At 63.9% G+C, this 10,594-nt stretch carries 12 protein-coding genes; 5 read left to right on the top strand and 7 right to left on the bottom strand.

Annotated features, from left to right (window positions below; genetic code table 11):
- Positions 1-129 precede the first annotated feature (129 nt).
- Positions 130-1,122, bottom strand: coding sequence for an adenosine kinase (locus ASD12_RS16780; RefSeq protein WP_056588249.1), 993 nt, complete (start codon positions 1,120-1,122; stop codon positions 130-132).
- 333 nt (positions 1,123-1,455) lie between these two features.
- Between ASD12_RS16780 and ASD12_RS16775 the strand changes: the two genes are divergently transcribed.
- Together ASD12_RS16775 and ASD12_RS16770 are read left to right on the top strand one after the other, a co-directional pair.
- Complete coding sequence (locus ASD12_RS16775) at positions 1,456-2,340, top strand: EamA family transporter (RefSeq protein ID WP_244482869.1); 885 nt, start codon at positions 1,456-1,458, stop codon at positions 2,338-2,340.
- Between the two features lie 89 nt (positions 2,341-2,429).
- Positions 2,430-3,128, top strand: coding sequence for a sulfate transporter family protein (locus ASD12_RS16770; protein ID WP_056588245.1), 699 nt, complete (start codon positions 2,430-2,432; stop codon positions 3,126-3,128).
- A gap of 9 nt (positions 3,129-3,137) precedes the next feature.
- On the opposite strand, the gene ASD12_RS16765 is transcribed toward ASD12_RS16770, so the two are convergent.
- The 5 genes from ASD12_RS16765 to ASD12_RS16745 form a co-directional block, all read right to left on the bottom strand.
- A complete protein-coding gene (locus ASD12_RS16765; protein ID WP_056588242.1) occupies positions 3,138-3,941 on the bottom strand; it encodes an oxaloacetate decarboxylase in 804 nt (267 codons plus the stop codon).
- Between the two features lie 80 nt (positions 3,942-4,021).
- Positions 4,022-4,876 (bottom strand): hypothetical protein, encoded by an 855-nt coding sequence (locus ASD12_RS16760; RefSeq protein WP_056588239.1) that lies wholly within the window; start codon positions 4,874-4,876, stop codon positions 4,022-4,024.
- Between the two features lie 70 nt (positions 4,877-4,946).
- Entirely contained in the window at positions 4,947-5,609 is a 663-nt protein-coding gene (locus ASD12_RS16755; protein WP_056588236.1) for an HAD family phosphatase, read from the bottom strand.
- Positions 5,609-6,094, bottom strand: a complete 486-nt coding sequence (dut, locus tag ASD12_RS16750) for a dUTP diphosphatase (RefSeq protein WP_056588233.1) — start codon at positions 6,092-6,094, stop codon at positions 5,609-5,611. The genes ASD12_RS16755 and dut overlap by 1 nt, the downstream gene beginning before the upstream one ends.
- 78 nt (positions 6,095-6,172) lie before the next feature.
- A complete protein-coding gene (locus tag ASD12_RS16745) occupies positions 6,173-6,643 on the bottom strand; it encodes an Lrp/AsnC family transcriptional regulator (protein ID WP_056588230.1) in 471 nt (156 codons plus the stop codon).
- 114 nt (positions 6,644-6,757) lie between these two features.
- Between ASD12_RS16745 and ASD12_RS16740 the strand changes: the two genes are divergently transcribed.
- The 3 genes from ASD12_RS16740 (at position 6,758) to ASD12_RS16730 (ending at position 9,514) form a co-directional block, all read left to right on the top strand.
- Entirely contained in the window at positions 6,758-7,006 is a 249-nt protein-coding gene (locus tag ASD12_RS16740; protein ID WP_056588227.1) for a DUF6356 family protein, read from the top strand.
- A gap of 15 nt (positions 7,007-7,021) precedes the next feature.
- Complete coding sequence (locus ASD12_RS16735; RefSeq protein WP_056588224.1) at positions 7,022-7,822, top strand: class II glutamine amidotransferase; 801 nt, start codon at positions 7,022-7,024, stop codon at positions 7,820-7,822.
- A 318-nt stretch (positions 7,823-8,140) separates the two neighbouring features.
- Positions 8,141-9,514, top strand: coding sequence for an amidase (locus tag ASD12_RS16730; protein ID WP_056588220.1), 1,374 nt, complete (start codon positions 8,141-8,143; stop codon positions 9,512-9,514).
- Here the strand turns inward: ASD12_RS16730 and ASD12_RS16725 are convergent.
- Positions 9,508-10,581, bottom strand: coding sequence for an FAD-binding oxidoreductase (locus tag ASD12_RS16725; protein WP_056588217.1), 1,074 nt, complete (start codon positions 10,579-10,581; stop codon positions 9,508-9,510). The two genes, ASD12_RS16730 and ASD12_RS16725, sit on opposite strands and share 7 nt — an antisense overlap.
- Between the last annotated feature and the right edge of the window lie 13 nt (positions 10,582-10,594).

Genomic DNA, 10,594 nt, shown 5'->3' with positions numbered 1-10,594 from the left:
GTCTCGGCCCAGCCGTCATCTACAAGCGATTCGTGAGTCATCGCAGTGTAGAATCACAACCGATTCCCCACTGCAACACCTATCTTAGCGCATATGCCCACGAGGGGGAGATCGGCAGCTTGACGGTCCCTAGAGCAACCCCGCCTGCTCAGCCTCGCGGTGCAAATTGTGCCGCGGCCTGGGTCCGATCTGCTGGATCACCAATCCGGCCGCCAGTGAGCCAAGGTCGCCGCAGGTCTGCAGGTCGCGGCCTTGCGTGTACCCATGCAGGAACCCGGCGGCATAGAGATCGCCGGCGCCCGTCGTGTCGACAAGCTCCTTGATGGCGGTCGCCTTGATCACCACGGTCTCGTCGCCGCGCACGATCACCGAGCCTTTTTCCGAGCGGGTCACGGCGGCGATCCTGCAATCCTTGCGGATCTGCGCCAGCGCATCGTCGAACGACGACGTCTGGTAGAGCGACTTGATCTCGTGGCTGTTGGCAAAGACGATGTCGACCGTGCCCGAGCGCATAAGGTCGAGGAACTCGTCGCGGTAGCGATCGACGCAGAACGAATCCGACAGTGTCATGGACACTTCGCGGCCTGCCGCGTGCGCCAGCTTCGCCGTCTGTCGGATCGCTTCCTTGGCCCGCGGCGGGTCCCACAGATAACCTTCGAAATAGGTGACCTTGGCGCCGGAAGCCTTGTCGGCTTCGACATCCTCCGGTCCGAGCTCGACGCAGGCGCCGAGGTAGGTGTTCATCGAGCGCTCGCCGTCGGGGGTGACGAAGATCATCGAGCGCGCCGTCGGCGGCTCGCCCTTGAGCGGCCTGGTGTCGAAGGCGACGCCCTGCGCACGGATGTCGTGGGCGTAGATTTCGCCCAGCGCATCGTTGGAGACCTTGCCGAAGAAGGCGGCACGGCCGCCGAAGCTGGCGACGCCGGCCGCCGTGTTGCCGGCGCTGCCGCCGGAGGCTTCGATCGCCGGGCCCATGCGGCTGTAGAGCAGTTCGGCGCGTCGAGTGTCGATGAGGTTCATCGCGCCTTTGATGATGCCGTTGGTCTCGAGGAATTCCTCGTCGCACTGGGCGATGATGTCGACAATGGCATTGCCGATGCAAAGCACGTCATATTTCGGCATCAATGTCTCCGCCAAAAACCGAGCCGGCTTCTTGCCGCGCCCGGGCGGGTCTACAGCATGACCCCCGAAAATTGGCAACCGATTTTCTGTCATCGCCGGTGGGGCGGCGATGACCATCCCCGCATCGAGCAGGCATGTGGCGCCGCGGTCTTTTCAATTCAGGGTGCGCGTTGCTCATCGGCAACGAGGCGCTATGACAATTCGACCGTGGCCGAAACATTTCATCGCCGCATCGCCTACAAATCTGGGCCAGCCGATCCCGTTTCGAAGGCGAGTCAGCCCCCAATGTCTACAAAGAGCATATCGACAAAGAACGAGCCTGCAAAAAACGACATGACGACCGACCTGGCGCTGCTCGCCGTGCTGGCGGTGCTCTGGGGCGCCTCCTACACCTTCATCAAGATGGGCGTCGAGACGATCCCGCCGGTCACCTTCATCGCCGCCCGCACCCTGATCGCCGGTGGCATCCTGTTCGCCATCATCCGCTGGCGCGGGCTCGCCATGCCGGGCGACGCGGCAAGCTGGCGCCGCTTCGCCTTCCAGGCCTGCCTCAACAGCGTCATACCGTTCACCTTGATCGCCGCGGCCGAACGCTCGGTCGACGCGGGCCTCGCCACGATCCTGAACGCGACCTCGCCGATCTTCACCTTCCTTTTGACCGCGCTCATTACCCGCCACGAGCCGGTTACTTTGCGCAAACTGATTGGCGTCGGCGCCGGCATTGCCGGCATCTGCCTCATCATCGGCACCGAGGCGCTGGGTGGCCTTGGTCACGAGCTGTGGGCGCAGTTGGCAATCGTCGCGGCAACAATCTGCTATGCGGGTGCGGCCATTTTCGGCCGTGGCTTCAAGGGCCTCGATCCGATGCTGCCGGCCGCGGGTTCGATGCTGTGCGGCGCCGTCATTCTCGTGCCGCTCAGTCTTGTGTTCGACCAGCCGTGGACGCTGGCGCCATCGACGGCGTCGATCCTGGCCTTGCTCGGCCTGTCGGCGTTTTCCACCGCGCTGGCCTTCGTCATCTATTTCCGCCTCATCCATACGCTTGGTTCGGTCGGCACCACCTCGCAAGCCTATCTGCGCGTGCCGATCGGCGTCGGCATCGGCGCCGTCTTCCTTGGCGAAAGCCTCGGTTCGACGGCGTGGCTTGGCATGGCGTTTGTCGTGGTCGGGGTTGCAGCCATGACCGTCCCGGTTCGCAAGGCGGCGCTTGCCCGATAGGTGTCCGCGCTTGTGCTCGCGACCTCGGCTGCCTATCTCGGAAGCGTCCGCCTTTTCGGCGGCGTCCGTTGACCTGGGGTTGAAGCACGGTGATTTTCGACGCTGCCCGCACCGCGGCTCTTGAGCTGCTCTCGCCTCAGTTTCGTGCCGTGTTCATCAAGACGCTGGGCTTGACCGTGCTGGCGCTGCTGGCCTTGTGGTTCGGTCTGACCAGCCTTGTCGAGTGGCTGGCGCTGCCTTGGCTACAGACGCTGTTGCCCGGCATGCCATCCTGGGCCGGGTGGCTGGGCGGCATCGTCGCTGCCATTGCGCTTGCCTTCGGCATGGCACTGCTCATTGCGCCGGTGACGGCTGTTGTAGCCGGCCTGTTCCTCGACGACATCGCCGAGGTGGTCGAGCGCACCGACTATCCCGGCGATCCATCCGGCCGCGCCATGCCGGCGCTGCGCTCGCTGGTGCTGTCGATGCGATTTCTCGGCGTCGTCATTCTTGGCAACATCGTCGCCCTGCTGCTTCTGCTGGTGCCGGGCGTCAACATCGCCGCCTTCTTCATCGTCAACGGCTATCTGCTCGGGCGCGAGTTCTTCGAATTCGCCGCCATGCGCTTTCGCGGGGAAGAAGAGGCCAGGGCCTTGCGCAGGCACTATGCCGGCACGGTGTTTCTCGCCGGGCTGGTCATATCAGCCTTCCTCGCCGTGCCGCTGCTCAATCTGGTGACGCCGCTGTTCGCCGCCGCCATGATGGTGCATCTGCACAAGGCGATTTCGGCCCGCGCAAGCCGCCAGTGACCGCAAGCGTCACGCGACGGGTTTAGCGAAAAGCGCTTGCAATTTGCCGAACGGCATGGCGGCGCGGGTGAAGCCGAAGGTGCCGTCCTGCTGGATCTCGCGTGCCGCCGTTTCCAGCATGCCATAGGCGAAATTGGTCAGCCACGGCCCGAGCGAGATGCGCTTGACTCCGGCCATGGCAAGGTCGGCGATGGTGAAGCCGGGCCTCGCCATGACGTTGACCGGCTTGCTGACCGCCGAGCAGAGCGTGCGGATCATCTCGACGTCGCCAATGCCTGGCGCATAGAGCACGTCGGCACCGGCCTTCTCGAAGGCCTGCAGCCGCTTGATGGTGTCGTCGAGGTCGTGTTTGCCCCACAAAAAATTCTCGGCGCGTGCGGTGAAGACGAAATCCCGTTTGAGCGCGCGCGCCGCCTCCACGGCTGCCGCAACGCGCTCGACGGCGTGCGCAAAATCATAGATCGGCTTGTCCGGGTCGCCGGTGTGGTCTTCGATCGAGCAGCCGGCAAGACCGGCTGCTTCGGCCGCGAAGATGGTTTCGGCGGCCTGCTCGGCGCTGTCGCCCTTGCCCTTCTCGAGGTCGGCCGAGACTGGCAGGCTGGTCGCCGCCGTCACTTCGCGGCAATGGTGGATCATCTGGTCAAAGGTCACGTCGCCATCCGGCAGGCCGCGTGAAAAGGCAAAGCCGGCGCTGGTCGTCGCCAGCGCGGTGAAGCCGAACGAGCCCAACAGCTTCGTCGTGCCGATATCCCAGGGATTGGGCATGACGAAGGTTGAGGCATGCAGGTCGCGAAAGATCTTGCCCTTGTCCATGGTAGTTCCCCCATCATGTGCTGTGTGGCTAAGCGGATTTTATCCTGCCCCATTTGGCCGGGCAAACGAATGCGGTTGGTTCAGAAGCGTTTGGCGTTCTCTCCTGCCAATTTGTCCAGCGCGTCGGAATCCTTGGCGTAGCGCGATGTCTTCTTGTCCCAGCGATAGGTGACGGAAATCGCGTGAGACTCGGGCTTGGGTGGTTCGTCGTCGCAGCTTTCGCCGTTCAGCACAGTGGAGTCGGTCACCGTCACCTTGATGGCGGCATAAGGCTGGCCGTCGGCGACGGTCTGCAAAGCCACGTCCTGTTTGCGGCTGTAGGCGCAGAGGTTCTCATCGAACGTATAGATCATGTCGATCAGTTCGAACTTGTCGTCGCGGATCATGATCAGCGGCGTGATCACATAGTTCTGGCTCGAATTGAAATGCGCGCTCATGGTGACGAGGATGTCGTCGTTGGCGCCGACGGAAAGCTTGCCCGGCTCGCGGAAATAGGTACCGCGGTCGACTGCGACATTGACGGCGTCGAGCACTTTCGGCTTGGCCGTGATGTCGTAGAGCGCCAGCACCGCATAGCCTTCGGCGCTGTCGGGAGAATCGCCGAGGTCGAACAGCATGGTCAGCCGGTCCTTGCCGCCGGCCTTGATGGCAAGCACCGCGGCATTGGAAAAGCCCGACGTCTCGGGCGGCGAGCCGCCGCTGTCCGGTCCTTCGATATGGTGCATCTCGATTGGCAACCCGCCCCTATAGAAGCCGTCCTTGTCCGCGGTCAGATCGGGAATGACCATCCTGGCCAGGTCGAGATAGGTGATATCCTTGCGCCCGGGCAGCGCGCTGCCGAGTTCTGGGAAGCTGACGGCTTGCGCGCCGGCCGCGGCCCACAAAAACGGCAGCAGCATCAAGGCGAGGATGAAGCGAAGCAGGCTGGGTTTCATGCGTGGCCTCGAGTTGGCGGCGCCAAGCTAGCACGGACAATCGAGGCGTACAGCCGCGGCTGAAGATAGGTCAGTGAATCGGCACCAGCCCGGCCAGTTCGCGCATGTCGTCGAACAGGATGCCGCCGGCCTGGATCAGGCCGTCGCGGTCGGAATAGGGATCGCCATGATAGGAAAACACACGCATGCTGGCGGCGATGCCGGCCTGCGTGCCGGCGACGCTGTCCTCGATGACGATGCACTCGCTGGGCGAAAAGCCCATGGTCTTGGCCGCATGCAGGAACAGGTCGGGGAACGGCTTGCCGCGCTCGACCATGGTCGAGCTGAACATTGCGTGCTCGAACAGCGGCAACAGCCCGGTCTGGCCGAGCGTGATGTGCATTTTCGACACCCGGGCCGAAGTGGCGACGCAATAGGCGATTCCGGCGGAACGCACGGCTTCGACAAACTCGCGGACGTAGGGGATCGCCTCGACGCCGTGGGCGAACAGGTCCGGCAGGCCGGCATTCCAGCGATCGACGAAATCGGCGCCAAGCCTGACGCCGGTCTCTTCTTCGATCTCCTTTTGCACCGACGCCATGCTGCGGCCGGAAAAATTCTTGCGGCAATTTTCGAAGCTTGTCGGATAGCCGGCAGCGGCCAGCCATTCGGCGAGACGCCGATTGGCCAGGTTCTCCGTATCGACCAGGACACCGTCACAGTCAAAGATGACAAGTTTAGGCAGTTCAGACATCAGGCGGTGCCGGTCGATCCGAACCCACCTGCGCCACGCGCCGTGCCGCCGGCTAAAGTGCGCTCTTCCACCGCCGCTTGCGTCACCGCCGCGAAAACGATCTGGGCGATGCGCATGCCGCGCGTCACGGCAAAGTCCTCGTCGCCGAGGTTGATCAGCAGCACCTTCACTTCGCCGCGATAGTCGCTGTCGATGGTGCCGGGCGTGTTCAGAACGGTTAGGCCATGTTTGAACGCAAGGCCGGAGCGTGGCCGGACCTGACCTTCCATGCCTTCGGGAATTTCCAGAATCAGCCCGGTCGGCACCAAAGCGCGTTTTCCCGGTAGGATCAACAGCGGCCGGTCGTCCGGCACCGCGGCGCGCAAATCCATGCCGGCCGCACCGGTGCTTTCATAGGCAGGAAGGGGAAGTCCTTCACCATGCGGCAACCTGACGAAGCCGACGGTCGGACCGATGACGGAGGGAGTTTGAAGGGCTGCGCGCATAAAATCGATCCTATCGGCGCGAACGGCGATTCGGTCAACTCGACCGGAATGCTATCAACGGCTTTCTTTCAGGCATCACTATGACCAGGCCAGCGGAACGACCGTGGTTTCCTTGATCTCCTCCATCACGAACGAGGCGGAAACGTCCGACAGCGCCACCTTGGCGATCAGCCGCTGGTAGAGCCGGTCATAGGCCTTCACGTCGGCAACGCGGGCGCGCAAGACATAATCGAGGTCGCCGGACATGCGGTAGACACCGGTGATCTCGGGAAAGCCGGTCACCGCCACCCGGAATTTCTGCAGCCACTCCGGGTCGTGGTTGGACGTGCGGATCAGGATGAAGACGGAAAGCCCAAGTCCGAGCTTCTCGGCATCGACCAGTGCCACCCGGCCGGTGATGACGCCATCCTCCTCCAGCCGCTTCACGCGGCGCCAGCAGGCATTGCGCGACAGCGCCACACGTTCCGACAGCTGGTCGACCGACAGCGTGCCGTCGCGTTGCAACTCGGTGAGTAATTTTCGGTCGATTTCGTCGATTTGCGGAGCCATGTGGGATGTTTGTCCCATGACCTGGCCGATTACAAGGATATTTTGAGACCGATGAACCGGCGAAGCATGTCAGGATACTCATATCGGGAACTTCAAGCGCTGAAGGGGACCAGCATGTCGGTCGCAAGGATCTTCACCTCTCATCCGGCCAAGGTCGGCGAAACCTATCTCAGTCATATGGCCTTTGCCGGCTGGTTCTCGTCGCGGCTGTTGCTGGCGGCGGGCGCCGCGCTCGTTCACGCTTTCTTGCCATTTCTGTTTGAAACTACAGCCAGCCGAATCGTTCGCGAACTCTACGAGCGGACGCACAACAGAGGCACACACGCGGCCAAGGAGCCTGCGGCTCGTATGGATCGCGCCTAGAGGACGACAGAAGCGATGTGCCGGTGGGCGGCCTATCTTGGTGAAGCGGTCTTTCTCGAAGACCTCCTCACCGCGCCCTGTAACTCGCTGATTGCCCAGAGCCATTGCGCCCAGGAAGCGAAGTCGCCGACCAATGGCGACGGTTTTGGCCTTGCCTGGTATTGCGATCGCCAGGAGCCGGGTCTCTATCGCGATATCCTGCCGGCCTGGTCGGATCCCAATCTGAAGAGCCTGTGCCGGCAGATCAAATCCGGCCTGTTCCTCGCCCATGTGCGGGCGTCCACTGGCGGCGCCACCAGTCGCATGAACTGCCATCCGTTCATCTCCAGCGCCTGGTCGTTCATGCACAACGGCCAGATCGGCGGCTTCGAGAAGATCCGCCGTGCGCTGGAGAACTCGCTGTCCGACGCCGTCTTCGACCAGCGCGAAGGCAGCACCGATTCCGAACTGTTTTTCCTGCTGATGATCGACGAGGGATTGGCCACCGATCCACAAGGCGCCGTTTCCCGCGCCACCAGCCGCGTGCTCGAAGCCTCGCGCCGCGCCGGCCTCGAGCCGGCGCTGAAACTCACCGCCGCCTTCTCCGACGGGCAGGCGCTGCATGCGGTGCGCTATGCCACCGACGCTCATGCGCCGACGCTCTACACTTCTGTCCTGCGCAAGGGTGGCGGCCGCTGCATCGTCTCCGAACCATTCGACCGCGAGGGCGGCGACTGGCAGGCGATCCCGCCGTCGAGTTTCGTCACGATCACCGCCGATGGCATGGCCATCCGGCCATTTGCTCCGATTGCGGCGAAGCTGGCGCTGGTCGGGTAAGCGCAAATTGCGGCAACGCCGCGGGACAGCGCCCGCCTCTGTCCTGCCAGACATCTCCCGCACACGGGGAGAGATTGGCTATTATCGCGGCTTTCGCCAACATCCAACGCTGCAAGACCGAGCGCGGCGCTGAAGCTGCGGATCTCCCCACTTGTGGGGGAGATGGCCGGCAGGCCGGAGGGGGCACCGTAGACCACTGACATCGGCAGCACAATTTCGATCAAACGCAGCCAATCCTCGAATGCTCAACTCGACTGGAAGTCGCACCGCTGTCCGCCATCTTGACCAGGGCGAGCGCGGCCAAGCCGGAGCCTGATCATGGAGTTCGTCTTTTCCTCAACCTTCGAACTGGCCGCTGCGATCCGTGACTGCAAGATCTCCGCCGTCGAAGCACTCGATGCTCATCTGGCGCAGATCGATGCGCACAACCAGGCGGTCAACGCCGTCATTTCGCTCGACAGGGAAGGGGCTCGCAGCCAAGCCGAGAAGGCCGACGCGGCGCTGACGCGCGGCGACGCGCTCGGGCCGCTGCACGGCGTGCCGTTCACACTAAAGGACACCCATGAAACGGCTGGCGTGAAGACCACGGTCGGCTTCCCGCCCTTTGCCCACTATGTCGCCAGACAAGACAGCCCGGTCGTCACCCGGTTGAGGGCCGCAGGCGGTGTGCTGATGGCCAAGACCAATGTCGCGACCATGCTTTCGGACTGGCAGTCGAACAATCCGCTGTTCGGCCGTACCAGCAATCCCTGGAACCTCCAGCGCACGGCTGGCGGTTCCAGCGGCGGCGCTGCGGCTGCACTTTGCTCGGGAATGACGCCGTTCGATGTCGGCAGCGACATGCAGGCTTCGATTCGCCTGCCGGCCGCCTTTTGCGGTGTCTACGGCCTGAAGCCGACAGAGCATCGTGTCTCGCTGGCCGGCGCCTTTCCAGATCCCGGCGGTGCCGCGCGCAGCGTGCGGCTGATGTCCTGTCTTGGGCCGCTGGCGCGCAGTGTGGAAGATCTATCGCTGATCTACCAAATCATCGCTGGGCCGGACGGGCGCGACACTGATCTTGCGCCGGTGCCGGTCGGGGACATGCCGAAGCTCGACCCTAGGACGTTGCGCATCGCCTTCGCGCCGTCCTTTCCCGGGCTTCCGGTGGCCGGCGACATCAGCGCCGCGGTCGAAAGTCTCGCAAGGCAGCTGCAACGCGCCGGCGCCGTCATCGAAGAAGCAAAACTGCCAAAACTCGATCTGCATGACGATCTGGAGCAGGGCGGCGCGCTGATCGGCATCATGATGGAGGCCGCCCAGCCGGAGCCCCCGGAGGAACCGACACCGGTCTCGCGTTGGTTCGAGGCACTCGCCCGCCGTGACAGGTCCGTTCTCGCCTGGGACCGGTTTTTCGAAAGCCATGATGCGCTGCTCTGCCCGGTGGCCATGACCACGGCCTTCCCGCATTGCGAGCCGGGGGCACTGATCGAGGTCGACGGCAAGGAGCAGAGCTACTGGATGCTGCCGGCCTATGGCGCGGTGTTCAACTACAGCGGCCATCCAGCGCTTTCCATGCCGTGCGGACTGGACAGCGCCGGCCTGCCGGTCGGCCTGCAACTGGTCGGCAAACGCTGGTCGGAAGCGCAGCTGCTCGGCATCGCCAGGGCAATCGAACCACTAACCGGTGGCTTTCGCCGTCCGCCCGCCTATTGAGCGAAGCGCGACAATCCATAAGGGGCGAGCAGCGGGTCGCGCTCTCCGTCGAGGATTTCGCGGGCGGCGAACAGGCCGACGGCCGGCGCCAGCGTGATGCCGGAATGCATGACCGCGACATAGACACCGTCCACGCCCTCGGCGCGGCCGATGATCGGAAAGCCGTCGATCGGCGTCGGCCGGTAGCCGACCGTGTGGAAATCGAGCTCCAGTCCGTCGCCGTCGCGCAGCATGGCTTTCATGGCGGCAAACAGCGCGTGGGCGGTGGCTTCGGCATCCATGCCCGGGTCGGCGCCGCCAAAATCCGAGCCGGCGATGATGCGGCCTTCCGCGGTCTGGCGCATATGCAGTCGCTCGGCCAGCACCAGCCCGTTGAGCAGCTTTCTGTGAGGCCGCGAATGGACGATCAGGCCGGGCGGTGTTTCGATCGGCAAGTTGATCCCGGCCGTCGCGGCGATCTCCGGCGAACCGACGCCGGCCGCGATCACCACCTCGTCTGATGCAATCAGGCCATGGGATGTGTCGACACCGGTGATCTTGCCGTCGGTTTGAACCAGCGCCGTGACCGTGCTGGAGATGATGCGAGCGCCGCGTCCTTCGGCATCTGCCAGCAGAGCACGAGTGGCAGTCACCGGTTCGGCGACGCCTTCCTCAGCCACATGCAGGGCAAAATCCGGAAGCTCGACGAGATTGGGCTCGATGCGCGCAGCACCGACGCGATCGACGCGCTCGATGCCATAGCCCCAGGCGGAATGCTCGGTGGCATAGGTTTCCATGTCGGCCACCGACAAATCCCAGCACAGGCCGCCGCACCAGCTCAGCGGCACGCCGGGCAGGTCCCGCGCCAGCCGCGTCCATTCGGCCATGGCGCGGGCGCGCAGCCTGAAATACGGTTCCGGATTGCCCCAGCTGGCATTGATCCAGGCGAACGAATTTGGCGTCGCGACGCCACCTGAGCCGCTTTCGGAAACGACCGTCACCCGCGCCCCGGCCTTGGTCAGATGCCAGGCGATGGAGGCGCCGATGATGCCGGCCCCGATGATGATGATTTCTTTCGCACTGCTCATGCTGTGGCCTTTG

The sequence above is a fragment of the Mesorhizobium sp. Root102 genome (genome assembly GCF_001425625.1).
In the GTDB taxonomy this organism is placed as follows: Bacteria; Pseudomonadota; Alphaproteobacteria; order Rhizobiales; family Rhizobiaceae; genus Mesorhizobium.
The sequence above is the reverse complement of the archived record's forward strand: the minus strand, read 5'-3'. Positions and strand labels throughout refer to the sequence as shown.

What these genes read in the sequence shown, in the direction of transcription:
- ASD12_RS16780 (WP_056588249.1), bottom strand. Translation starts at nt 1,122, where the DNA reads ATGCCGAAATATGACGTGCTTTGCATCGGCAATGCCATTGTCGACATC.
- ASD12_RS16775 (WP_244482869.1), top strand. Translation starts at nt 1,456, where the DNA reads ATGACGACCGACCTGGCGCTGCTCGCCGTGCTGGCGGTGCTCTGGGGC.
- ASD12_RS16765 (WP_056588242.1), bottom strand. Translation starts at nt 3,941, where the DNA reads ATGGACAAGGGCAAGATCTTTCGCGACCTGCATGCCTCAACCTTCGTC.
- ASD12_RS16760 (WP_056588239.1), bottom strand. Translation starts at nt 4,876, where the DNA reads ATGAAACCCAGCCTGCTTCGCTTCATCCTCGCCTTGATGCTGCTGCCG.
- ASD12_RS16755 (WP_056588236.1), bottom strand. Translation starts at nt 5,609, where the DNA reads ATGTCTGAACTGCCTAAACTTGTCATCTTTGACTGTGACGGTGTCCTG.
- dut (WP_056588233.1), bottom strand. Translation starts at nt 6,094, where the DNA reads ATGCGCGCAGCCCTTCAAACTCCCTCCGTCATCGGTCCGACCGTCGGC.
- ASD12_RS16745 (WP_056588230.1), bottom strand. Translation starts at nt 6,643, where the DNA reads ATGGCTCCGCAAATCGACGAAATCGACCGAAAATTACTCACCGAGTTG.
- ASD12_RS16740 (WP_056588227.1), top strand. Translation starts at nt 6,758, where the DNA reads ATGTCGGTCGCAAGGATCTTCACCTCTCATCCGGCCAAGGTCGGCGAA.
- ASD12_RS16735 (WP_056588224.1), top strand. Translation starts at nt 7,022, where the DNA reads ATGTGCCGGTGGGCGGCCTATCTTGGTGAAGCGGTCTTTCTCGAAGAC.
- ASD12_RS16730 (WP_056588220.1), top strand. Translation starts at nt 8,141, where the DNA reads ATGGAGTTCGTCTTTTCCTCAACCTTCGAACTGGCCGCTGCGATCCGT.
- ASD12_RS16725 (WP_056588217.1), bottom strand. Translation starts at nt 10,581, where the DNA reads ATGAGCAGTGCGAAAGAAATCATCATCATCGGGGCCGGCATCATCGGC.